This window comes from Acinetobacter sp. ANC 4862 (genome assembly GCF_004336635.1).
Classification (GTDB): domain Bacteria; phylum Pseudomonadota; class Gammaproteobacteria; order Pseudomonadales; family Moraxellaceae; genus Acinetobacter.
Genome location: NZ_SJXH01000022.1, coordinates 1 through 24391, shown reverse-complemented (window position 1 = coordinate 24391; position 24391 = coordinate 1). Strand labels below are relative to the sequence as shown.

At 41.0% G+C, this 24391-nt stretch carries 26 protein-coding genes; 16 read left to right on the top strand and 10 right to left on the bottom strand.

Features of this window, described 5'->3' with window-relative positions; all coding sequences use genetic code 11:
- Positions 1-90: 90 nt before the first annotated feature.
- The 11 genes from E0409_RS10410 to E0409_RS10360 all read left to right on the top strand — a co-directional run bounded on the left by E0409_RS10410 (position 91) and on the right by E0409_RS10360 (position 9077).
- Entirely contained in the window at positions 91-930 is an 840-nt protein-coding gene (locus tag E0409_RS10410) for a metal ABC transporter solute-binding protein, Zn/Mn family (protein ID WP_131290532.1), read from the top strand.
- 171 nt (positions 931-1101) lie between these two features.
- On the top strand, positions 1102-1500 hold the full coding sequence (locus E0409_RS10405) for an ATP synthase subunit I (protein WP_131290529.1): 399 nt from the start codon (positions 1102-1104) through the stop codon (positions 1498-1500).
- Between the two features lie 105 nt (positions 1501-1605).
- The gene (atpB, locus tag E0409_RS10400; RefSeq protein ID WP_004649569.1) at positions 1606-2481 is read left to right on the top strand and encodes a F0F1 ATP synthase subunit A; all 876 of its coding nucleotides are present in this window, start codon (positions 1606-1608) and stop codon (positions 2479-2481) included.
- An 83-nt stretch (positions 2482-2564) separates the two neighbouring features.
- A complete protein-coding gene (gene atpE, locus E0409_RS10395) occupies positions 2565-2810 on the top strand; it encodes a F0F1 ATP synthase subunit C (RefSeq protein ID WP_000424060.1) in 246 nt (81 codons plus the stop codon).
- 38 nt (positions 2811-2848) lie between these two features.
- The gene (locus E0409_RS10390) at positions 2849-3319 is read left to right on the top strand and encodes a F0F1 ATP synthase subunit B (RefSeq protein ID WP_131290525.1); all 471 of its coding nucleotides are present in this window, start codon (positions 2849-2851) and stop codon (positions 3317-3319) included.
- Positions 3320-3330: 11 nt separating this feature from the next.
- Positions 3331-3867 (top strand): F0F1 ATP synthase subunit delta, encoded by a 537-nt coding sequence (locus E0409_RS10385; protein WP_086193904.1) that lies wholly within the window; start codon positions 3331-3333, stop codon positions 3865-3867.
- 46 nt (positions 3868-3913) lie between these two features.
- On the top strand, positions 3914-5458 hold the full coding sequence (gene atpA, locus E0409_RS10380) for a F0F1 ATP synthase subunit alpha (RefSeq protein WP_131290520.1): 1545 nt from the start codon (positions 3914-3916) through the stop codon (positions 5456-5458).
- Positions 5459-5546: 88 nt separating this feature from the next.
- On the top strand, positions 5547-6416 hold the full coding sequence (atpG, locus tag E0409_RS10375) for a F0F1 ATP synthase subunit gamma (protein ID WP_131290517.1): 870 nt from the start codon (positions 5547-5549) through the stop codon (positions 6414-6416).
- A gap of 26 nt (positions 6417-6442) precedes the next feature.
- On the top strand, positions 6443-7837 hold the full coding sequence (gene atpD, locus E0409_RS10370) for a F0F1 ATP synthase subunit beta (RefSeq protein WP_131290513.1): 1395 nt from the start codon (positions 6443-6445) through the stop codon (positions 7835-7837).
- 27 nt (positions 7838-7864) lie between these two features.
- A complete protein-coding gene (locus tag E0409_RS10365; RefSeq protein WP_131290509.1) occupies positions 7865-8284 on the top strand; it encodes a F0F1 ATP synthase subunit epsilon in 420 nt (139 codons plus the stop codon).
- 85 nt (positions 8285-8369) lie between these two features.
- The gene (locus tag E0409_RS10360) at positions 8370-9077 is read left to right on the top strand and encodes a DUF4145 domain-containing protein (RefSeq protein ID WP_252151805.1); all 708 of its coding nucleotides are present in this window, start codon (positions 8370-8372) and stop codon (positions 9075-9077) included.
- 199 nt (positions 9078-9276) lie between these two features.
- On the opposite strand, the gene E0409_RS10355 is transcribed toward E0409_RS10360, so the two are convergent.
- Positions 9277-10221 carry a hypothetical protein gene (locus tag E0409_RS10355; protein ID WP_131290506.1) on the bottom strand — a complete coding sequence of 315 codons (945 nt, stop codon included), beginning with the start codon at positions 10219-10221 and terminating at the stop codon, positions 9277-9279.
- Between the two features lie 81 nt (positions 10222-10302).
- Positions 10303-10746 carry an AAA family ATPase gene (locus tag E0409_RS10350; RefSeq protein WP_131290503.1) on the bottom strand — a complete coding sequence of 148 codons (444 nt, stop codon included), beginning with the start codon at positions 10744-10746 and terminating at the stop codon, positions 10303-10305.
- Positions 10747-11097: 351 nt separating this feature from the next.
- Here E0409_RS10350 and adhP point away from each other — a divergent pair, with 351 nt between their 5' ends.
- Positions 11098-12132 carry an alcohol dehydrogenase AdhP gene (gene adhP / locus E0409_RS10345; protein ID WP_131290500.1) on the top strand — a complete coding sequence of 345 codons (1035 nt, stop codon included), beginning with the start codon at positions 11098-11100 and terminating at the stop codon, positions 12130-12132.
- 58 nt (positions 12133-12190) lie between these two features.
- Here adhP and E0409_RS10340 read toward each other — a convergent pair whose 3' ends face one another.
- From E0409_RS10340 to E0409_RS10320, 5 genes are all read right to left on the bottom strand, one after another.
- On the bottom strand, positions 12191-12811 hold the full coding sequence (locus E0409_RS10340) for a PM1805 family lipoprotein (protein ID WP_131290497.1): 621 nt from the start codon (positions 12809-12811) through the stop codon (positions 12191-12193).
- 146 nt (positions 12812-12957) lie between these two features.
- Positions 12958-13335 carry an RcnB family protein gene (locus E0409_RS10335; protein ID WP_131290494.1) on the bottom strand — a complete coding sequence of 126 codons (378 nt, stop codon included), beginning with the start codon at positions 13333-13335 and terminating at the stop codon, positions 12958-12960.
- A gap of 207 nt (positions 13336-13542) precedes the next feature.
- Positions 13543-14088, bottom strand: coding sequence for a glutathione peroxidase (locus E0409_RS10330; protein ID WP_131290491.1), 546 nt, complete (start codon positions 14086-14088; stop codon positions 13543-13545).
- A gap of 172 nt (positions 14089-14260) precedes the next feature.
- Positions 14261-14794, bottom strand: a complete 534-nt coding sequence (locus E0409_RS10325; protein ID WP_131290488.1) for a PM1805 family lipoprotein — start codon at positions 14792-14794, stop codon at positions 14261-14263.
- Positions 14795-14980: 186 nt separating this feature from the next.
- The gene (locus E0409_RS10320; protein WP_502699821.1) at positions 14981-15760 is read right to left on the bottom strand and encodes a helix-turn-helix transcriptional regulator; all 780 of its coding nucleotides are present in this window, start codon (positions 15758-15760) and stop codon (positions 14981-14983) included.
- Between the two features lie 161 nt (positions 15761-15921).
- Here E0409_RS10320 and E0409_RS10315 point away from each other — a divergent pair, with 161 nt between their 5' ends.
- Complete coding sequence (locus E0409_RS10315; protein WP_131290482.1) at positions 15922-16836, top strand: DMT family transporter; 915 nt, start codon at positions 15922-15924, stop codon at positions 16834-16836.
- Between the two features lie 417 nt (positions 16837-17253).
- Here E0409_RS10315 and tsaC read toward each other — a convergent pair whose 3' ends face one another.
- The 3 genes from tsaC to E0409_RS10300 form a co-directional block, all read right to left on the bottom strand.
- Entirely contained in the window at positions 17254-17823 is a 570-nt protein-coding gene (gene tsaC, locus E0409_RS10310) for an L-threonylcarbamoyladenylate synthase type 1 TsaC (protein WP_131290479.1), read from the bottom strand.
- A gap of 45 nt (positions 17824-17868) precedes the next feature.
- The gene (gene dprA / locus E0409_RS10305) at positions 17869-19014 is read right to left on the bottom strand and encodes a DNA-processing protein DprA (RefSeq protein ID WP_131290476.1); all 1146 of its coding nucleotides are present in this window, start codon (positions 19012-19014) and stop codon (positions 17869-17871) included.
- Between the two features lie 356 nt (positions 19015-19370).
- Complete coding sequence (locus E0409_RS10300; protein ID WP_131290473.1) at positions 19371-20531, bottom strand: LysM peptidoglycan-binding domain-containing protein; 1161 nt, start codon at positions 20529-20531, stop codon at positions 19371-19373.
- A 119-nt stretch (positions 20532-20650) separates the two neighbouring features.
- Here E0409_RS10300 and def point away from each other — a divergent pair, with 119 nt between their 5' ends.
- The 3 genes from def to E0409_RS10285 all read left to right on the top strand — a co-directional run bounded on the left by def (position 20651) and on the right by E0409_RS10285 (position 23805).
- The gene (gene def, locus E0409_RS10295) at positions 20651-21181 is read left to right on the top strand and encodes a peptide deformylase (protein WP_131290470.1); all 531 of its coding nucleotides are present in this window, start codon (positions 20651-20653) and stop codon (positions 21179-21181) included.
- A gap of 95 nt (positions 21182-21276) precedes the next feature.
- On the top strand, positions 21277-21705 hold the full coding sequence (locus E0409_RS10290; protein WP_131290467.1) for a DUF2946 family protein: 429 nt from the start codon (positions 21277-21279) through the stop codon (positions 21703-21705).
- Positions 21706-21792: 87 nt separating this feature from the next.
- Positions 21793-23805 (top strand): TonB-dependent copper receptor, encoded by a 2013-nt coding sequence (locus tag E0409_RS10285; RefSeq protein WP_131290464.1) that lies wholly within the window; start codon positions 21793-21795, stop codon positions 23803-23805.
- Positions 23806-24391: the final 586 nt, after the last annotated feature.

Here is a 24391-nt window from a genome sequence, read left to right as displayed (position 1 = left end):
CATGAAGCGATACCCGTTTCGATTAGCCGTAGGTATTTTTGTCTATTTGTTATATTATAACACCTGTTGAAAATTTAGTGATCTTCTTTCATGTCCCGTTTCTTTGCATTTTGTGCGCTTGCTTTATTCACCACCTTAAGCTGGTCACAAAGTTTAGTGGTCTCTACGCATCCAATTTATCTTATTGCTGAAGAAATCACGCAAGGGGTTGAAAAGCCTGTACTGTTATTGGCGGATCAAACCGGACACGATGTCACGCTTACGCCAGCACATCGCAAAGCTATCCTGGATGCATCACTGGTGATCTGGTTGGGCAAGGCACATGAAGCCCCATTGAATAAGCTGTTGTCTGATAATCCTAAAGCCATTTCTATTTTAGATTCCGGTATCGTGCAAACCTTACCTCAGCGTACTACCCGTGGTGTGCCGTTGAACAATACGGTAGATACGCATGTGTGGCTAGATCCTAACAATGCGGTGCGGATTGGCTTTTTTATTGCAGCCCTGCGTTCACAGCAATTACCCGAATATAAAGATACCTATTGGGCCAATGCCAAGCGCTTTGCACAAGCGATGTTGCAGACTGCACAACAATATAATACCAATTCATCTGCAAAGACCTACTGGGCATATCACGATGCGTATCAATATTTAGAACGTGCCTTAAATTTGAAATTTGCCGGTGCATTGACCGATGATCCGCATGTCGCACCGACGATGGCGCAAATTAAATACCTAAATGATAGCCGTCCGAGTCGCAAAATGTGCCTGTTGGCTGAAGGGCATGCCAGTAAAAATCAATACCAGAAATTGAATCCGATTACCTTTCAGGCAGTAGACGAAAGCATGGGTGGGGCAGGGGATTTTGTGCTGGCTTGGAAAAAACTTGCCGAGCAAACCCATAACTGTGTGCTAAATGCACGAAAGTAATACAAAAAATAAACAACTATTGATTAGTATGAAAGCAACTTAATCGTTGAAAAAAACCAGACTTAGGTCGGGAAAAGATTGCATGTTCAGGGGTGTAACTCTATAATGCCTGCGATTAAAAACGATCATCAGCTAAACTTGTCAAGCATGAATGCTGTGAGTGAATAAATAATGAGCCGAACTAGTCGCATGATTGATCGACGATTAGCGAAAGCTTTGGTCATCTTACAAGCATGCATGATCCCTGTTTCAGCCTTGATAGCGTGGGTCCTGAAAGACTCGACTGCAGCCTACAGCGCCGCACTTGGTGCGTTGGTGTGTTGGCTTGCAAGTTGTTATTTTTCTTGGCAATCGTTTCGAGCCGCAGGTGCGCGAGCTTCAAAGCAGGTTCTTTCGAACATGTATAGAGGCTTGATGGGCAAGTTTGCAATTGTGATCGTTGGTTTCATTTTAATTTTAAGTAACGTTAAACCGTTGTCAGCGGTGGCGTTGTTTTGTGGTTTTATCCTCGTTCAAGCCATGTCGTGGGTCGCCCCTTTTTTGGCGTCACGTCTACAAAAACGGGTTTAAGCACAACAAAAAATTGAAAAGTTTTTTAGGAGATGGACGAGATATCAGGCAGCACGCGATGTTCGTTCACTCTATTTAGTATTTGACATTGACCAGGTGTGATTTATGGCTGCTGAAGAACATGCGCTTACTTCGACCGAGTATATCAAGCATCACTTGACCAATTTAACCTATGGCAAAATGCCGGATGGTTCTTGGAAATTGGCTGAGACTGCTGATGAAGCTCAACAGATGGGGTTCACTGCTATTCACTTGGATTCAATGGGTTGGTCTATCACGCTTGGTGTGATTTTCTGTTTGTTGTTCTGGTGTGTAGCGAAAGCTGCAAACTCTGGTGTTCCTACCAAGTTCCAGTCTGCAATTGAAATGATCATTGAGTTTGTTGACTCAAGTGTTCGCGACACTTTTCATGGCAAATCACGCTTAATTGCACCACTTGCATTGACCATTTTCGTGTGGATTTTCCTCATGAACGCAATGGACTTGATCCCAGTTGACTTTATCCCGTATACAGCTCAATTGATTGGTGCAAACGTGTTTGGTATGGACCCTCACCACGTTTACTTCAAGATCGTTCCATCTACTGACCCTAACATTACCCTTGGTATGTCATTGTCTGTATTTGTCCTTATCTTGTTCTACAGTATCCGTGAAAAGGGTATTGGTGGTTTTGTTGGCGAATTGGCACTTAACCCGTTCAATCCAAGTAACCCAGTTGCAAAAGCGTTGCTTATTCCAGTGAACTTAATTCTGGAATTGGTAACCTTCCTTGCACGTCCAGTTTCATTGGCTCTCCGACTTTTCGGTAACATGTATGCAGGTGAGTTAATCTTCATCCTCATCGCATTATTACCGTTCTGGATCCAATGGGCTCTGTCTGTGCCTTGGGCGATCTTCCACATTCTTGTTATTACGCTACAAGCATTCATTTTCATGATGCTAACTATCGTATACTTGAGTATGGCTAGCGAAAAACATTAATGGTATTGCCTGACTATCACGAGATGGTTGGGTACAGTTTTCTAACTTAATTTGGTATAAAACCTAACCTCTGAGGAATTATCATGGAACTCACTTTAGGTCTAGTTGCAATTGCATCTGCTATCTTGATCGCTTTTGGTGCTTTAGGTACTGCGATTGGTTTTGGTCTTTTAGGCGGCCGTTTCCTTGAAGCTGTTGCTCGTCAACCAGAATTGGCTCCACAACTTCAAACTCGTATGTTCTTAATCGCAGGTCTTCTTGATGCTGTGCCTATGATCGGTGTTGGTATTGGCTTGTTCTTCATCTTCGCTAATCCATTTGTAGGTTAATCAGCTTAATTCCTAAATTAAACTATTGAGGAATAGCTATGAATATCAACCTCACATTGATTGGCCAAGCAATTGCATTTGCGATGTTTGTCGCATTCTGCATGAAGTTTGTATGGCCACCACTAATCAATGCGATTAGTGAACGTCAGCGTCGTATCGCTGATGGGCTAAATGCTGCTGAAAAAGCAAAAGCTGACCTTGCCGATGCGCAAGCTCAAGTGAAAGCTGAATTAGATGCGGCAAAAGCACAAGCGGCTCAATTGATCGAACAAGCGAACCGTCGTGGTGCACAATTGATCGAAGAAGCGCGTACCCAAGCAGCTGCTGAAGGTGAGCGTATCCGTCAACAGGCGAAAGAAACTGTTGATACTGAAATCAATGCTGCACGCGAAGAATTACGTCAACAAGTTGCTGCCTTGGCAGTTACTGGTGCAGAAAAAATTCTGAACCAGCAAGTTGATGCGGAAGCTCACAATGCCATGCTTACTCAGCTGGCTGCTAAACTTTAAGCGAGGCGATTATGGCTGAACTCTTGACGTTGGCACGCCCGTACGCAAAAGCAGCATTTGCTTTCGCTTCTGAGCAAGGTGCAACTGACAATTGGTCGAATGTGTTACAAGTGCTCAGTGCTGCGGTGCAAGACGAAGCATTTTCCGCTTATTTGAATCGCCCTGAGCTTACTCCTGCTGAGCAGGTAAGTGTTTTTGCAAAAGTTTTAGGTGAGAATCAAACTCAAGAAGTGTCAAACTTTTTGACTCTTCTTGCAGACAACGATCGTTTAGCGTTGTTACCTGAAATTGAAGCAGAATACGAACTACTCAAATCACAGAATAACAATACTGTGGATGTTGTGATTGAATCAGCATTCCCTGTGACTTCTGTACAAGAACAATTACTTGCTCAAGCGTTAGAGAAAAAATTTAACGCTGCTGTAAATGTAACTGTAGAAGTTAATCCGGCGTTAATCGCAGGTGTTGTTATTCGTGCAGGCGACCAAGTGATAGATGACTCTGCACTTAACAAGCTTGAAAAAATGCGGACTCGTCTTCTTGCTTAATTGCATATAAGAAGACTGAACTTAAAAAAGATTGAGGTATAGCGCAATGCAACAACTGAATCCATCCGAGATCAGTGCGCTCATTAAACAGCGTATCGGCGATCTGGACACCAGCGCGACCGCTAAGAACGAAGGGACCATTGTTATGGTTTCCGACGGTATTGTGCGTATTCACGGCCTTGCTGATGCAATGTACGGTGAAATGATCGAATTCGACGGCGGCTTATTTGGTATGGCACTGAACCTAGAACAGGATTCAGTGGGCGTCGTTGTTTTAGGTAACTACTTAAACCTTCAAGAAGGTCAAAAAGCGCGTTGCACAGGTCGTGTATTAGAAGTTCCGGTTGGTCCAGAACTTTTAGGCCGTGTCGTAGATGCTTTGGGTAACCCAATTGATGGTAAAGGCCCTATTGATGCAAAATTAACTGATGCTGTTGAAAAAGTAGCACCAGGCGTAATTTGGCGTCAATCAGTGGATCAACCTGTACAAACTGGTTATAAATCAGTAGATACAATGATCCCTGTAGGCCGTGGTCAACGTGAGTTGATCATTGGTGACCGTCAAACTGGTAAAACAGCAATGGCGATCGATGCGATCATCGCTCAGAAACATTCTGGCATTAAATGTGTATACGTAGCTATTGGTCAAAAACAATCGACTATCGCTAACGTTGTGCGCAAGCTAGAAGAAACTGGCGCTATGGCGTATACCACTGTTGTAGCAGCAGGTGCATCTGATCCAGCAGCAATGCTGTATTTGGCTCCGTACTCTGGCTGTACAATGGGCGAATACTACCGTGACCGTGGTGAAGATGCGTTAATCATTTATGATGACTTGTCTAAACAAGCTGTTGCGTATCGTCAAATTTCATTGCTTTTACGCCGTCCACCAGGTCGTGAAGCGTATCCAGGTGACGTGTTCTATCTACATTCACGTCTACTTGAACGTGCTTCTCGTGTATCTGCTGACTACGTTGAGAAATTCACTAACGGTGAAGTTAAAGGCCAAACTGGTTCATTAACTGCATTGCCGATTATTGAAACTCAAGCGGGTGACGTATCTGCATTCGTACCGACTAACGTAATTTCGATTACAGATGGTCAGATCTTCTTAGAAACATCATTATTCAACGCAGGTATTCGTCCTGCTGTGAACGCGGGTATCTCTGTATCTCGTGTTGGTGGTTCTGCGCAAACTAAGATCATCAAAAAATTGTCTGGTGGTATCCGTACCGCTTTGGCTCAATACCGTGAATTGGCAGCGTTTGCTCAGTTCGCTTCTGACCTTGATGAAGCAACTCGTAAACAACTTGAACATGGTCAACGTGTAACTGAGTTAATGAAGCAAAAACAATATGCTCCTTACTCAATTGCTGACCAAGCTGTTTCAATTTATGCATCTAACGAAGGCTACATGGCTGACGTTGAAGTGAAGAAAATCGTAGACTTTGATGCTGCGTTGATCTCTTACTTCCGTTCAGAACATGCTGCGTTAATGCAAAAAATCGATGAAACTGGTGATTACAACAAAGACATCGAAGCTGCTATCAAAGCAGGTGTTGAAAGCTTTAAAGCGACTCAAACTTACTAATTTTAGCAATTGCTAAAAGCTAGTCGGTTTGGTTCACGGAATCAACCTTCGGAGGCTTGAAAGAGCCTTCGAATACTAGGTTAAGCGTATGGCAAATTTAAAAGAAATTCGCGCCAAAGTAGCCAGTATCAAGAGCACGCAAAAGATTACTCGCGCGATGCAAATGGTGGCTGCTTCTAAAATGCGTCGTGCGCAAGAGCGCATGGCTCAAGGCCGTCCGTATGCCGAAAATATGCACCGTGTAATTGCTCATTTGGTACAAGCGAACCCTGAATACAAACACCGTTATATGGTTGAACGTCCGGTAAAACGCGTTGGCTATATCATTGTTTCTTCAGATCGTGGTTTGGCAGGTGGCTTGAACATTAACTTGTTCAAGAAAGTTGTTAAACACGTACAGCAACAACAAGAGCAGTCAATTGAAGTTCAATTTGCTTTAATTGGTCAAAAAGCGGTTTCGTTTTTTAAAAACTACGGCGGTAAAGTTCTTGGTGCAACGACCCAAGTGGGTGATGCTCCAAGTCTTGAACAGTTATCTGGTTCTGTACAGGTGATGTTAGATGCATTTGATAAAGGCGAGTTAGATCGTATTTATCTTGTATCAAACGGCTTTGTGAATGCCATGACTCAAAATCAAAAGATTGAGCAACTCGTTCCTTTGGCAGCTGCTGAAGAAGGCGAGAATCTGAACCGTTCATACGGTTGGGATTATATCTATGAACCAGAAGCTGAAGAGCTATTAAATGGTTTGTTGGTTCGCTATATCGAGTCTGTGGTGTATCAGGGTGTGATTGAAAACATCGCATGTGAGCAATCTGCACGTATGGTGGCAATGAAAGCTGCGACCGACAATGCGGGTGAAATCATCAAGAGCCTACAACTTATTTATAACAAGCTGCGTCAAGCCGCGATTACTCAGGAAATTTCTGAGATCGTTGGTGGTGCCGCTGCCGTTTAACATTATTTTGAATTGAGGAGACAGCAATGAATAGCGGTCGTATCATTCAGATCATCGGCGCGGTTATCGACGTCGAGTTTGAACGCAACAGCGTTCCTAAGATCTATGACGCTCTCCATGTTGATGGTACTGAAACTACTTTAGAAGTTCAGCAACAACTTGGTGATGGCGTAGTTCGTACTATTGCAATGGGTTCTACTGAAGGCCTTAAGCGTGGTTTGAACGTAGTTAACACTGGTGCGCCGATTTCTGTACCTGTAGGTACAGCGACTCTAGGCCGTATCATGGACGTTCTTGGTCGCCCGATCGATGAAGCTGGTCCTGTTGCTACTGAAGCGCGTTTGCCAATTCACCGTCAAGCACCTTCTTATGCTGAACAAGCTGCTTCTACTGACCTTTTAGAAACTGGTATTAAAGTCATCGACTTACTTTGCCCGTTTGCTAAAGGTGGTAAAGTTGGTCTGTTCGGTGGTGCCGGTGTTGGTAAAACCGTAAACATGATGGAATTGATCAACAACATCGCGAAAGCTCACTCAGGTTTATCTGTGTTTGCTGGTGTTGGTGAACGTACTCGTGAAGGTAATGACTTCTATCACGAAATGAAAGATTCTAACGTTCTAGACAAAGTAGCAATGGTCTACGGTCAGATGAATGAGCCACCAGGAAACCGTTTACGCGTAGCGTTAACTGGTTTGACTATGGCTGAATACTTCCGTGACGAGAAAGACGAAAACGGTAAAGGCCGTGACGTATTGTTGTTCGTTGACAACATTTACCGTTACACATTGGCTGGTACCGAAGTGTCTGCACTTCTAGGTCGTATGCCATCTGCAGTAGGTTACCAACCGACTCTTGCAGAAGAGATGGGTGTTCTTCAAGAACGTATTACATCGACTAAGTCTGGTTCTATTACGTCAATCCAAGCGGTATACGTACCTGCCGATGACTTGACAGATCCATCGCCTGCTACAACGTTTGCTCACTTAGACGCAACTGTTGTATTGAGCCGTGACATCGCATCTTCTGGTATTTACCCAGCGATCGATCCACTAGACTCAACTTCACGCCAATTAGATCCGTTAGTTGTTGGTCAAGAGCATTATGAAATTGCACGTTCTGTACAGAACGTATTGCAACGTTATAAAGAGCTTAAAGACATTATCGCGATCTTGGGTATGGACGAGCTTGCTGAAGAAGATAAATTGGTTGTTTACCGTGCGCGTAAAATCCAACGTTTCTTCTCTCAACCGTTCCACGTAGCTGAAGTATTTACTGGCGCGCCTGGTAAATTAGTATCTCTTAAAGAAACGATTCGTGGCTTTAAAGGTCTTCTAGCTGGTGAATACGATCACATTCCAGAACAAGCGTTCTATATGGTTGGTGGTATTGATGAAGTTATTGCTAAAGCCGAGAAACTTTAATTAGCTACTCTAATTTAGGAGATTCTCATGGCGACTATGCAATGTGATGTTGTAAGTGTAAAAGAGTCTTTGTACTCTGGCACTGTAACTATGCTAATTGCAAAAGGTGCTGGCGGTGAGTTGGGTATTATGCCTGGCCATGCTCCGTTGGTAACTTTGCTCAAGCCAGGCGCAATTCGCGTTTTGCTTGAAAATGGTACAGAAGAGTTAATCTATGTATCAGGTGGTGTTCTTGAAGTTCAACCGCACGTGGTTACGATTCTTGCAGATACTGCAGTTCGTGCACACGATTTAGATGAAGCTGCAATTATTGAAGCGCGTAAACACGCTGAACAATTGCTTGCGAATCAAAAGAGCGATTTGGACTCTGCTGCTGCTTTGGCTGCTCTTGCAGAAACTGCTGCACAGTTGGAAACGATCCGCAAAATCAAAAACCGCGCTCAATAAGAGACGGTTTGAGATTGAAAAAACCACCCGAAAGGGTGGTTTTTTTATGGTATAAATTAATTTATATAAATCAAATAAATACTATATGAATATTACATCTGTAGCATTAACTCCAAAGTTGGAGAAAAAGATTACTTCGAATGAAATATATGAGCATTGTTTATGTATTGAGTGTAAAACAAATATCAGACATGAGATTTTAGTTGATATTGCGTACTCTAAGCATGAAGCAGATATTCTTTCCCTTTATTTTAATCATAAAATTCTGCGTTGTATTAATTGTGATTCAATAACTTACCAAGATAAAATTGTAAATTCAGAGGAGGTATTTCAAATAGGGGAAGAATACGATGGAACGCCTATTTATGAAGAAAATGCGTCAATTAAGCTTTATCCATTAAGAGATGAAGAAACTGCATTTTCCAAAGAGTTTGAGAAAATTCTACCTCAGGATATTTATTTAACTTATGAAGAAGTTGTATTAGCCTTAAATAATAAAATGCCCTTACTTGCAGGACTTGGATTAAGAACTTTACTAGAACAGATCGTTAAGTACTTTGGTCATTCAGATGATTTGGGTGAAATTTTAAATAGTTTTGAGCAAGATGGATTTATATCGACTAAACAAAGAGGATTACTTGATAAAATTCGTTATTTAGGAAACGATGCGGCTCATAGAGCTGATTCAAAATCTCGTAAAGAACTAGTGTTGCATTTGAAGGTGTTAGAAAACTTAATTCAGCAACTGTTTGTATATTATAAGATTGATGAGGTTGAAAAAATAAAAAAGTAATAACAGGCGTTCCATTGAGAAATGCCTCTAAACATTCAATCCCAATAGTTAGGGAAACAACACATAAGAGAAAACCTAGAAAAAAGCTGTGATAATTTAAGGTCGAGGGATAGTGGTAATTGTAAATTTCTCATTCCTCACAATCTTCATTTTAAATATCTCATCAAAACTGTTTGAGCTATTTTCCTAATCTAAAATTCTAGTTTTTATTGTCTTTGAAGAAAGCCTCTCTGAGCTGACCTAACAATAGACGATTCACTCTGTCATTTTGCATCTTAATCGATTGCTTTAGTTTTTCAGCTTTTGGTGCATCTTCAGGGATAAGAATGTCTTCTTTAGATTGATCAGCATATGAAATAGGTCGAGGGTTTGCTACGACCAAATTGGATGAAGCTGGATATTCAACATGCCAAAGCTGAGTTGAAAGAGCCTTAATGTATTTGTATTCATCCGTATTGGGTTGAAAACGTTTATACAATTGTAAATCTTGCGACGCTTCTGAACGGTTACGTGTTCTAGTTGAGGATGGGTCTTGCCATTCGGCAACAATCGGGTGAATCTCATGTTGCATTAAATGATAGTTAAGCCAGTCGCTAAGTAGGCTGTGGTCAATATCTGCAACAAAATCGCTGTTTTGCTGGACTAACTGTTGTAATTGTTGCAATACGCTAATTTCTTGTTGTTGAAATGCATAACGTGCTCCAGAATCCAGTTGTTCAAACTCTGCAATGGGCAGATCTAGAAAACGTTGTTGCTGTTCAAAAGCATCCACAATATTAGTTTGATGGATATTATTCCATTGTTGTAGAGCATGAATTTCAAGTTGTTGAATTTCTTTAAATGTCTTGCTGTGATAGTGACTGAGCTCAAGACGCTGAATATTTTGTTGGTTGAATTCAATTCGTTGTTTTATATATTCAACATAAGCACTTTTTTGCTTTGGATTGACCGGTTGAATGACATCAACCAATAACAATTGCTGTTGTTGATTATGTTTGAGCCAGTCTTGAATCAGGTGAACATCTTTTATTGGTTTAGAAAAAAATTGATTTAAGCGTGGCGTGGTTTTTTCAGGCATGATCAAATGCAACACGCCATATGCCATGATTGCTAAACAGACCACTACAAGAACAATTTTTTTCATTATATAAAATGTTTTTCTATATTTCTATTTGCACATTTTATAGTAAAAATGAGAAGTGGTTAATGTTTTTTATAAAAAATATCAATTATTTATAGGAAAAATAGAAAACTCCCCGTTTCCCACAATCTTCACCTTAAAAATTTCATCAAAACCTTCAGCTAAACTGGGATGTTCTAATTTTTTATAGGTTGCCCGAACACCGACTTCAGAAATATTGGCTTTACCGATACGTTGATTATTTCGTTGTAAAGTACTGTTTAAGTCCGTTTCAAAGAAATAAGAAATTACTTCAAAACCGGCAGCTTTAGCACGCTCAATATAACGTGCGCGATCTGCTTTTGTCGGGTTGGTATTATCAATCACACATTTGGCTTTACCCGCTAAACACGCTTCAAAAATTAGATTTTCACGATGCCGCGTTTTCAGCATATCCAAATTAATCCGCAAATGACTGTGATGCAAATTCAGTAAATAAAAAGAGGATTTACCTGAAGCCTGGACACCGCTAAAAATAATCAGTTGCATGAAAAAATCTGCGAACTAGAAAGAGAATCTTCATTTAATCATGCAATGATTAATGTGGCAAAATTCCATTAAAAGACATACATTTTCAATGTTGTGAACGGCTAATCGCTTCAGTATTTTTAAAATGTCCTGAAATCAAAAGAACGTCTGACTTTCTTGTTTCACGATCTGCTTATTTTATTCATTTAAATCTTAGCTGAAAGATACCCTTTAAACGAGTTGCAACAATAATTCAAAACGAGCAAATCCGCTACAAAACCCCTACTGTTGGCTATTTATTGCCCGATATAGTGAACCATGGTTTAAAAAAAAAAGAACCATCTCAGTATGGGTAATAGGGAGAGAATTAACATGGCAAATACCATGAAAGCAGCGGTGGTGACTGCATTTAATCAACCACTACAAATACAAGAAGTTGAAATACCCAAAATCAGCCCGGGCAAAGTATTGGTAAAGATTATTGCCACAGGTGTTTGTCATACCGATTTACACGCCATGCATGGAGATTGGCCGGTGAAACCGAGTTTACCCTTTATTCCGGGACATGAAGGGGTGGGTGAAATCATAGAAATAGGTGAGGGAATTGACCACTTAAAAGTGGGTGATATTGTCGGTGTTCCATGGCTTTATTCTGCTTGTGGTCACTGTGATCATTGCTATGCAGGCTGGGAAACGCTGTGTAAAAAGCAACAGAATTCAGGTTATTCAGTCAACGGAAGTTTTGCCGAATATTGCTTGGCAGATGGTGATTATGTCGGTGTCATTCCCGAAGGTGTTGATCTGCTTGAAATCGCTCCGATCTTGTGTGCAGGTGTTACGGTATATAAAGGCTTGAAAATGACGGAAGCCAAAACAGGGGATTGGGTGGCCATTTCCGGTATTGGCGGTTTGGGTCATGTGGCGGTGCAATATGCAAAAACTATGGGCTTTAATGTGGTCGCCATTGATGTCGATGACACTAAGCTTGATTTGGCAAAAAGCCTGGGTGCGGATGTCGGATTAAATGCGCTTAAAGTTGATGTGAAAGAAGAAGTGTTAAAAGCTACAGGCGGCGAGGGATGTCATGGCGTATTGGTAACCGCTGTATCGCCTAAAGCATTTGAACAAGCAGTTGCGATTGTGCGTCGTGGTGGAATCATGGTTTTGAATGGTTTGCCGCCCGGTACATTCGACTTATCCATTTTCAATATGGTACTGGAAGGAATTACGGTGCGTGGTTCGATTGTCGGAACACGTTTAGACTTGAAAGAAGCACTGGATATTGCTGCTCGTGGCAAGGTCAAGGCTCATATACATGTGGAACCGTTAGAAAATATTAATGATATTTTTGAGCGTATGGAGCACGGGAAAATCGACGGGCGTATTGTGATTGATATGAGACTTTAATGATCCACTTTATTAGAGCAATTCAGCTTAATTGAATTGCTCTAAATGGGTTTAAGCATTAGCTTTCTTGATTTGGTTCATTTGGGTCTTGTTCACTCTGCTCTGGTTCATCCTGACCTTGTGGAATCATCATCCCGGCCAATTTGATCATTTCCATTTGGATGCTGCCCATCTGTTTTTCAATTTTCTTGAAATCGACCTTACTCAAATCCACTTCTCCATTTAAAAATGGGGTAGCAAGCACTTGCTGATTGGCTTGCATGATATTTTGACGAATCGAATCAATTTCCTGACTTTTCAGGTTCAAGCCAGTCAGTGCCTGATTAAAACCGGTTAGTTGTTGTTGTAAATGTTTGGCAGTGGCTTGGAGCTGCTGCTGATCTTTGTCATTGATGGCAGTTTCTAAATCAGTTTGAGTTTGCTTGAGCTGCTCAACATAATCGCCAGCTTTCAGCTGCATATCTGCAACATCACGCACGATATAAAACATGTTGCCACTTTTTAGATCAGCCTTAGGTGTTTCTGCTGATTCTTTAGAAACCTGTTCAGATACTTCGCTTGATTGTGAAGTTTGGTTTTCTGTTGAATCAGGAGAATTGGCTTGCTCACAGCCCATCAACAAAATGCCCGCACTAAACATCACAAAAGGAGAAACCACATTTTGGATGAATTTTTTCATAACCAATTCATATCTTTACTTTAATGATGCTTAATATAAGGGTGAAATGTGTAGAAAAAACTGATTGTTGCAAAGCGATAACAAATTTATTTTCAGGCATTAAAAAAGAGTGCCGAAGCACTCTTTTCTCACCGAGATCGCTGAAATTAACCGCCAATGATTTTGATGATGTTATGACTCATCACATTGATTAAAACATAATCGCCATTCACTTTAATCCATTGCTGGTTTTTACCAGGTTTGCTCAATTTTTTGTATTTAGCGTGGTCAACTTTATAACTTTTGCCATGATATTGACTTGGTACTTTTTGACCCACTCTCCAGTCATGTGACGGATTTACCGCTTTTTTATGTACAGTATTGTGATGTTGCTGAACAGGTGCTTTATGGTGATTTTGAACAGGCTGTTGGTTATGTTGCTGATTGTATTGTTGCGAATGATGGTCTTGTGGAGCAGCCATTGCAGGTGCAGCAACTAAAGCAGTCGAGAGTGATAAAATGATTGCTTTGACTAGAGTATTCATACTTTACCTTTTGTTCATGGCGGTTTGTTTATAGCTTTATCCTATGCCTAAGTCATTGATAGATAGTGAACGTCGTGTTATTGAATAATTAAAATAAAGGATGAAATATGAAGTAGGGAGGATGGATTTTTATTAATTTAAATTATTGTTTTTATAATAAAAATAAGCACCTACACGGTGTGTAGATGCTGATGTTGTTGTTACAAATTACTTGGCAAGTTCGGCATTCACCGCATCAACGATACGTGCATCATCCGCAGTAATATCCGGTGCGAAACGTGCCACAACCTCGCCATTTTTATTGATCAGGAATTTTTCAAAGTTCCACAGTACTTCCGGTTTAGGATTCGGGGTTAAACCATAATCAACCAAATCTTTCCACCATGGACCTTCGCCAATACGTTCTGGAATGGCTTGAGTCAAAGTTTGATAAAGTGGATGCTTATCTTCACCGGCAACTGAAATTTTAGAAAAAAGCGGGAAATTGACCTGATAATTGAGTGAACAGAATTCCTGAATTTCTTCATCAGAACCCGGTTCTTGTGCCAGGAAGTTATTGGCAGGAAAACCTAAAATCTCAAGTCCTTGCGCTTTCTTTTCCTTATACAGTTTTTCCAAGCCTTCATATTGCGGAGTAAGACCACACTTAGATGCAGTATTTACAATGAGCAGAACTTTACCTTGATATTGGTTGAGTATGGTGTCATTGCCTTGAATGGTTTTGACAGGAATGTCATAAACGGATTGGCTCATTCTGTTGTCCTTAAATGCTTGAGATGATCACTGTTTTGTTTTAACGGTTATTGCGCCTAGCGACAAGCATTTATTAGGGCTTGTTGAGAATTTAGTATTTGTGAGCAAATCTTCCCAGATAAAGGAATTAAAAAACAGGCTGATAGACCTGTTTTTAGATATCAACCCAAAATTATGGAGCTGTTTTCGCTTTGGTTTGCAGAGCTTGCATTTCAGTGACCAATTCTTTTTGCAATTGAGTGGCTCGGTTTTGCAGTTCGGTGATTTTTTTAGTATCGGGTGTATTGGCAATACTCGCTTCAGAAAGTTCTATGCCAATATTGTTGGATTTTTTGATTTTGTCGCGGACAGCATCAAGCTCTGAACTTTTCAGGTTTAAAGCATCGAGATCTTGATTAAAACGTGCAATGTAGGTTTTCATTTCCGCAACAATCGCATTTAAAGAAGCTTTATCACTTTTTTGTGCCGCTTCATTGGCTTTATTTTGCAAGGCTGCTGCTTCTTTAGCTCGACTGTTGGAGAGTCTTTCAATTTGGTTTAAATTATTTTTAATATCTGCGGCATTGTTTGAGCTTAAGGCGGCGGTTGCGGGTTGAGTGCTAGCAGGGCGAGTCGATGACGATGCAGGTGCTTCATTTGGTTTTTTATCACAGGCCGTTAATGCCATAGCCGCAAAACACAGTGAAGCCAGTAATCGTTTTTTCATAACGCATCCTTACAGGTCTAATGCAATCATTAAGCCTGATTCTATTCATTCAAATTTAAAAATACGGCACATACTAAGTTGAGTACGGTGATCAAAATCGCATACTTTTTTGGCTGCTGACTATGGTTTTTTTGTTAGGGTGTTTGCATAAAATTGCAAAAAAGGTAAGTTAAATCTGTATAAATATTAGACATCACGCAGTTGCGCAGGGGTTTGTTCGGTATAGCGTTTAAAGAATTCAATAAAACTGGAACTGTGCTGATAACCCAGTTCATAGGCCAATTTTTTCACGGTTTTGCCTTGGCGAATCTGAGTGATTGCATATAAAATTTTCGCGCGATTGCGCCATTCAGATAAGCTCAATTGTAATTCTTGCTGGCTTAAACGCAGTAGATGTCGTTCGCTTATGGATGAGTCGCGGAGCAGTTGTTGCAGGCTTTTCTGAAATAGCTGCGGATTGGCTAATTGCTGTAAGAGCGGCTTGAGCAAGACATGACTGGTTTGTGGTAAATAATGTTCGTAAGCCGGTGCAGTTTTCAGTTGATCCATCAGTACTTGTAATAAATGCGGGTAATGGGTGGTCGATATGCCTTGTTGTTTTTGTTCCAGGATTTCATGCACCAGATGCCGAAGAAAGGGGCGAATACTTAAAGTTTTGGTGCAAGATGCAAAATGTTCACATAACGAAGGATGGATTCGAATACAGACATAATGGGTGATTTGTTCATCTAAAGCGATAGAAGTATGTGCTGTTTGAGGGGGCAGCCAGAGACCGTAATTCGGTGGCGAAAGATAAATTTGTCCTTCAATTTCATATTCCAGAATACCGTTCAAACTAAAATTAAAATCGCCCCATAAGGAACTGTGTGGCGCAACAATTTCATCTTTTTGATAAAAGAAATCATCCACTTCTATATAGTGTTCAATCTGTTCCAGCATGTGAATATCCTTGTTCTCAATTTTTATATGTCACTGCCTCAATTTTTAAAGATCATGAATTTTACTTACACAGCAGTGAAGCGATCTATATGTGTCTATAGCGCGATATGAATGTCTGAAATTCGATATTCTAATTATTTCAGACTTCAGTAAAAATGAATACTGGATATTCAAGTACAGGAAAGGGTATGACACAGCAAAATAAAACAGTCTGGTGGGCACTTGGTTTGCCATTACTGGCGGTTTTAATCTGGTCAATGAATATCACAGTGACACGCTATGTGGCGGATTATATTTCTCCTGTCAGTATCAGTTTTTATCGCTGGCTAGTGGCTTTTCTGGTTTTAACGCCCTTTATGTTGGCTAAAGTCTGGCGTGAACGTCAGTTGGTTATGCAGCACTGGAAACAGCTCGCAGTATTGGGTGCTTTTGGCATGGTGCTGTATCAAGGCTTGGGTTATACCGCAGCGCATTATACGACGGCGACCAATATGGGCATTATTAATGCCTTTATTCCCGTGTTTACCATTTTTGTTTCCATGCTGATGCTCAAGGAGATTCCTAACCGTTTTGCAGTGGTGGGTAGTATTTTATCTTTTGCCGGTTTGCTCTATGTGATGGCACAGGGAAATCCGCTTCATCTGATTCAGTCAGGCGGTCATCTGGGCGATATCATGATGGTGCTGGCGGTATTTTTCTATGCTTTTTATGGCGTGTTCCTGAAAAAGTGGCAACTCCAGATTCCACTGATGATTAGTTTGTATGTGCAGATTGTTTTTGCCTTGCTTTACCATCTGCCCTTTGTTTTATGGTTAGGATTAGATGCGATTGATCAACACAATGTTGGCAGTGTTGTCTATGCCGGTATTTTCCCCTCCTTGATTGCACCCTTGGTGTGGATGCTGGCAGTACAAATGATTGGACCGAATCGAACCAGTATTTTTATGAACTTAATGCCGGTCTGTACCGCGATTATTGCCCATCTGTGGTTAGCTGAAGCTTGGACGATTTATCATAGTATGGGTGGCGTGGTCATTTTGCTGGGAATTTTATTGGCGCAAAAGAAAGTGGTGACAGTAGAAACCGTAAAATTGAATGCTTAAATTAAAAAACAGATCAAAAAAACAACAAATGAATTATTTTTTTTCACTCATTTTTAATTGAATTGGGAGATGAATAATCGTTTTAATCATAGCTTGAAACGATTATTCAGAAAAAAGATAATTAAAAAATAGTGAGATAATTTAAATTGTTAAGAAAATATGATGAATGTTTCATAGTTTTTAAGTGTTTTATAAGATAAATAATATATTTGTATAGCAACACAATTTATTAGATAATATTTATATCGTGAATGTTTAAGTATTTCTTAACAATATTTAAACTTTTGCAACCAGATTCACAGACCCTCTGGATGTGATTTATGCACATCCTTTTTATGCTCAGCCGTCCCTATATGGCTGAGCTTTTTTTTGCCTAAAAATTAGTAGGGGTCAATCAAGCAATCAAGATGATCCGCATTAAGCGCGGATCACTTCACCTGTTTCGGCATCAATAATCCGGCTTGGTTCTTGGCTAAGACCCAAATCACCATTCAAATAATTGATTTGATTTGAGAAATATTGATTGGCTTCTTGAAGTGAGTGTGCAGGCGTGCCACCGGCAGGATTGGCACTGGTCGATACAATAAAACCATTAAACGCATTGCATAGCGCCACGCATAAAGGATGCGTGGTGACACGCACCGCTACTTTAGGGTGGTTGCCTTTAATCCATTTTGGAATATGGTCGCCTGCAGGCAGTAACCAGGTGGTTGCTCGTTCAGTCGGTGAGCGATGACTCCAGGAATCTATGACTTTTTCACGCATTTCTGCAGTAAGGGGTTCTAATAGAGGCTCAACTTGTGCAATCTGTGCCGCCAATAAAATCACTCCTTTTTCAATCGGGCGTTGCTTTAAGCGTAAAATTTCCAGGAAAGCCTGTTGGTTAAAAGGATCACAGCCTAAGCCCCAAACTGCCTCTGTAGGGTATGCTAAAACTTGTCCTTGTTTTAAACATTGAGCAGCTTCGGCAACAGAGGTGGTAATCATTGGATCTTATCTCTTCAAATACATTTAAGGGGGATATTGTGAACCTTATTTGCTTGGACGACAACGTAGATACAAACCCGCCTGTTGCATACATAAGCCAAGTAGCTCTAATTCCATCAGTTGGCTGGTCAGTGTGCCGATATCAGATTGCTGCTTAGCAACAATGTCATCTATGTTTTGTCCCACCCAATCCAGTTGGTTATACAGTGGCGTTAAGTGAGGCGGTAATTCGGTTTGTACTTCAATACCATTCAAACTTTTTGATTGTTCAATCTGCTGTTGATTCTGCCATTGGGTGGGCAGCGCCAAGTCTTCAATTACTTGCTCGGGATGGTCGACCAAAATAGCACCTTCACGAATCAGTTGATGACAGCCTTGATGATGCTCACTATAAATATGACCTGGAATAGCAAAAATCAATTTACCTTGTTCGGCCGCCCATTTCGCCGTGATTAAAGAACCGCTTTTCAGTGCAGCTTCTGCAACAATCACGCCAAGACTTAAACCACTCACGAGACGATTACGTCGTGGAAAGTGCTGCTGTAAAGGCGGGGTTCCGGGTAAAAATTCAGTCACCACAGTACCTGAATGAGCAATAATCTGTTGTCGCAGTTGCTGATGCTGGGTCGGATAGGTTTGGTCTAAGCCAGTGCCCATCACGGCAATGGTTCGACTATGACGTAAAGCACCTTGATGTGCTGCTTCATCAATCCCTTCCGCTAAACCACTAATAATGTAGAAACCTTGATCACTTAAATAATAGGCAAAATCATAAGCCACTTGTCGCCCGTGGGCACTGGGTTTACGACTGCCGACAATCGCAATTTGCGGTTGTAATAGTGCTTTAGCATCACCTTGGCCAAATAGAATAGGCGGTTTATCCGCATAGGGCATTAATTGGGTAGGGTAGTCAGGATGTTCGAGGGTGAGAATAAAGTCGCTATGTTTTTGAATCAGAGCAATACAATGCTGAAATTGAAGCTGCGATTCAGGAATATGAAAATCTCGCAGGCGCTGAATATGATTTTTGTGAATACCCAACTTTTGCCACGTTTCAATTTGATCCGGCTGTGTTGCCTCAGCAAGATTGGAATAGTGTCCACTGATTTTATAAAAGCCGGTTAGCGAGTGTTGCACCAGAAACCACAAGCGAATGTAATTCAGCTGCAAGGAGCTTAATGAATTGAGCATAACGAGACCTTTAAATATGTCTTCTTTTTATTGTTTAAAATAGGGTCTGTTGACATTTCATAAATGGCTTGCGTTGTAGGCTAAAACTGAGCAGACAAGGAATGAAATGTAAAGAATGGTGGTTCCATTTTTAAATTTCATGACGAAGTTTGAGATAGTTTTAGCCACAACCCTTCGGGACTAGAGTATTTTTTGATGCCACGTCGTTGTGAACTACGCATTTAGAATAACTGAATTTTGTAGTTCACGCCTCGTATCCTCTAAAAAATACTCGTAGTCGCAAACATAGATGAATTGTCAACAGACCCTAGAATGAGGCTGAATCTCAGCCTCATTTCTAGATTTAGATTAACGGATTATTCATCCATCAGTGATGGTTGAATGCCAGCACCGACTTTAATCGGTAATTCGCTATCAAGCACATAAGCATAACTTAAGTTTTCAAAGCTTTTGAATACCATGATGTTACCAATACGTTGGCCAGGCAGTTGAACACGTTCTTTGGTTTTCGGATCAGTTACGATTTCGCCTTTTTGGTTCACTGTGAGCACATGTCCAACTTGTACCCCTTGCAAGCTACCACGGTCAATCGTCACCACACTGTGTTTTGCCGCCGTTCCAATGGAACCCATTACGCGAACAACCTGACCACCCGCAACCACATCTTCGGCATTGCTTGGATAGAACAAGGTTGGCAGCATCGGATCGTATTCAGGCAGAACACGGTCACCACGACGAACTTCAGCATTATAAGTGTCTGTCAGTTCAAGGGTGGTAATGTCATTTTCACCGCGAACAGCCACACCAGAGGCAACTTGAATTAACTCAAGACCGGCATTGTATTTTTGACCCTTGGCATCGCTAAACATGTACGGTTCGCCTTCACGGTAAACGGCATAGCGTTGACCGACTTCCAGACCATTTCCGCGTGCATAAACGGTTTGACCTTTTGCCGCAAGAACACGTTGATCCGCTGTCCCCAAAATGTATGGCGTACCTTGAATCGATTCAGGGGTCACGATGGTGCTACGTTCTAACCAGTGTTTGATATATTCCAGTGGAATCACAGGAATAGCATTGTTTAAAGATTCAACCCGAACTTGAGGTTGCAGTTTTGTGCCGGTGCCACCGGTATAACGACGGATAATCCCTTCACAGCCATCACCTTCATCTTTACCTATAATTGGTTTGCCATTATAGGTACACATCAGCAGACGGTCGCCCGGGAAAATCCAGTGTGGATTTTTTACGTGTTTGTTGCTTGCCCAGATTTCAGGCCAGCGCACTGGATTTTTTAAAAATCTTTTGGAAATATCCCATAAAGTATCACCTTTTTTCACCACATACACTTGGGGTGCTCCGGCTTTTAATGCAGGTGGATTGATATTTCGAGCGGGTGCTGCTTCAGCTACACTGACAACGCCGACCCCGACACTTACACAAACGGCAAGTGCCAATAATTGTTTTTTAAACCCCAAGGCACTAAAAGTTGGCATGCCCTTCAAAACCTTTTTCATTATCATAATTCCTAAAATTATGTATGTAGTTGCGTTATAATAACGATATTACACACATTTTTTTGATGAAGCATTCCTTCATTTTGTTTTTTGATCAATGGCATAAGTGAGGACACCGTATGGCCTTATTACCTATTTTAAGTTTCCCGGATCCCCGTCTTCGTACCATTGCTAAACCAGTCGAAGAAGTCACTGATGAAATTCGTCAGCTTGCAGCAGATATGTTTGAAACTATGTATGAAGCGCCCGGTATTGGTTTGGCTGCAACACAAGTGGACTACCATATTCAGCTGATTGTCATGGATTTATCTGAAAATAAAGACCAACCCATGGTATTTATTAACCCCAAAGTTACCCCGTTAACTGAAGAAACTCAGCCCTATGAAGAAGGCTGCCTGTCAGTGCCTCAAATATACGATAAAGTTGAGCGTCCGTCACGTGTAAAAATTGAGGCAATTAACCTTGAAGGTCAATCATTTGAGATAGAAGCAGACGAACTTCTCGCTGTTTGTATTCAACATGAAATGGATCACTTAAATGGTAAGCTATTTGTCGATTATTTATCGCCATTAAAGCGTCAACGTGCACGTGAAAAAGTCGAAAAAGTTGTTCGCCAACGTGAAAAAGACAAGGTTGTGGTAAAGCGTTAAGCACAAATATTTAGATAAAATGAAAAATAACAAAAAGCCCAATTTTAATTGGGCTTTTTGTTATACTTGAGTTAGACAAATTTTAGGGTTTGCCTGTGCTTTTACGTAGTGGGCTACTGCTATCTTGTATAGCGGTATTTTTACAGATTGCTGTTTTTTTACAGCCTTTGCTGCCGAAGCAATATCAGATTGCTCCGGTCTGTGAAACCATTACGCGTGCATTATTACTCGGTTCTACTTCTATTCATCAAACTTCTCCTTCTGAACATTCTCAGCATCAGATCCATCAAGACACCCAAGAGCATGAACAACATGCAGGGCATGATCACGATGCCAATCATAAGTGTCAGTACTGTACCGTCTACGGTAATTTGGTTTTGCCCCCTGAATTAGAAGTCAAAGAAGTTTTAGATCGTATCCAGGTTCGCTTAATTGCATTCCAGAAGACCTTTAGTCATGTCTGGTTTGTTTTACAGCGACTCTTTCTTCTGCCCCAAGGGCGAGCCCCACCACTATTTGCATAAATCAAAAGGTATTTTCGGGTCTTGATTGACTCTAGCCCTTGCGCTGCTTCAACCGCAGCTCATATTTATGTATTAGTGAGATTGAAAATGGCTCAGCCAAAATTCTTTTTACAGCCACTTGCGGCTGCGATTTGTGTTGCTTGTTATTCAGCTTCAGCATGTGCTGAACAGCAAACGGCAATCGTTCAAACTTTAGCGCCAATTGTTGCCACAGCTCATCAAGGCAATGATGCCAATGGGTTGATTGTGCATGCAGATCCAAAACAGCCAATCCAGCCTATTCCAGCCACAGACGGTGCAGACTATCTGCAGAGCATTGTCGGCTTTAGTTCAGTCAACAGCGGTGCTGGCACCAATGGTGATGTCACTTTCCGTGGCATGTTTGGTTCGCGGATTAAAATCCTGACCGATGGCACGGAAAATCTTGGGGCATGCCCAAGTCGCATGGATTCACCAACCTCATATATTTCACCAGAAAGTTATGATCGAATCTCAGTCATCAAGGGTCCACAAACGGTTCAATATGCCAATACCGGTTCAGCAGCCACGGTTATTTTTGAGCGTGGTCCGGAAACTGAATTAACGGCTGAAAAAAATTATCGTGGTCAGGCCAGTGTACTGCTCGGTTCCTATGGTCGTCTAGATCAGAATGTGGAAACCGCGATTGGTGACGAAACCAAATATATCCGTTTAAATGCCAATCGTTCTGAGTCAGATGATTATCAAGATGGCAATGGTGACAGTGTCCCATCGGCATGGGAGCGCTGGAATACAGATATCGCTTTAGGTTGGACACCAGATGAAAATACCTGGATCGAGCTGAGTGGAGGTAAGGCAGATGGTGATGCGGTTTATGCTGGCCGTGATATGGATGGCTCAAAATTTGCCCGAGAAAGCCTAGGCTTACGTTTTGAAAAGAAAAATCTCACCGATGTCATCAAAAAAGTTGAAGCTCAGGTGAACTATAACTTTAATGACCATGTCATGGATAACTATAGCTTACGTGACGTTCCTGAAGCCGATAAATCCATGAATGTCACGCGTCGTACGCTCAATACACGTTTTGCGATGACTAGTGAATGGGATAAGTTTCAACTCGTATCGGGTGTCGATTCACAGCAAAACCATCATGCCGGTGGGATGACTTCTGCCATGATGAATATGCCAGTGCAAACAGATATGAAATTTAATTCCTATGGTGTGTTTGGTGAATTAGGTTATCAGTTGAATGAGCAACATAAATTGGTCGGTGGCGCACGAGTGGATGATGTGAGCGTGGAAAAACTGGCAAAAGGTGTGAAGCGTACCGAAACTCTCCCAAGCGCTTTTCTGCGTTTAGAAAGCCAGCATCCAGATCATAATGCGAAAAGCTATCTTGGACTTGGCTATGTTGAACGTATGCCAGATTATTGGGAACTTTTTAGAACTGACTATGAAGGTACGATGCATACCTTTAAACGCTTAGAAACTGAAAAAACCTTACAATTAGATCTAGGTTATCAACATCAGCATGGTGCATTAAATACTTGGGCTTCAGCTTATGTTGGGCTAATCAATGATTTTATCTTGATGACCTATGATCCAGCCAAGACGCCAAGCATGATGGTCAATGCTGCGGATTCACGTAATGTAGATGCAACAATCGCGGGGGCAGAAGCAGGTATTGGTTATCAATTTACCGATGCAATTCAGGCAGATGTCAGTGCTATGTACGCATGGGGTGAAAACACCACGGACAATACGCCATTACCGCAAATTGCACCTTTAGAAGCACGTATCAACTTACGTTATATTCAAGATAACTATACTCTGGGTGCTTACTGGCGTTTGGTGGATGATCAAAGTCGCATTAGCCAAAATCAAGGCAATATTGTAGGTAAGGACTTTAAAGAAAGTGCAGGCTTTGCAACTTTATCTCTAAATGGTACCTATCATCTGCATGATGGGGTGGATTTATCAGTCGGTATTGATAATGTCTTAGATAAAACCTATACCGAGCATTTAAATAAAGCCGGCAGTTCAGGTTTTGGTTTTGACAGTAATGAACAGTTTAACAATATTGGACGTAATTACTGGGCACGGATCAGTATGAAATTCTAATTCAAACTGAATTTCTAGAAAAAAAGCCATTGCTAAATAGCGGTGGCTTTTTTGATTTTTAGCGTTGGAGTTTATTTTTCCATATTTAAATAGAGCATCTATGTCCAGGAATAAGAGCGGATAAAACAAGTTTTGTGTATATAAACGCCAGCTTGGCGAAGAATAAAACAAGAATAGAGTGTGAATTAAACAATATAAGTCATGTGATAAAGAATTTTATAATTTAAATTTATTTAAAACAATTACTTATAATTATTTTGGGTAGGTTTTGTGGGATATGGTCAATAAAATTTAAAAATAATGAAAATAAATTAGCTATATATAACAGTGGCTTATATTTTTATTGGTTTGAAAAATAAACACACGATAAAAAATCTTTGCAAGAAGTGTTGCAACCCCTCTGAAATACTGTAGAATGCACATCCATCGGCGGTGATGTTGATTAAAACTTGTTGAGAAACAAGGATTTAGCCTGAGTGGTGTGAATCTGGAAGTCTTGGATGAGTTTAAAAATAATCAATAAAACCTGTTGACTTTTTAGAGATAGAGAGTAATATAGCCGACCTAGCTTGCTGCTGACGAAGTA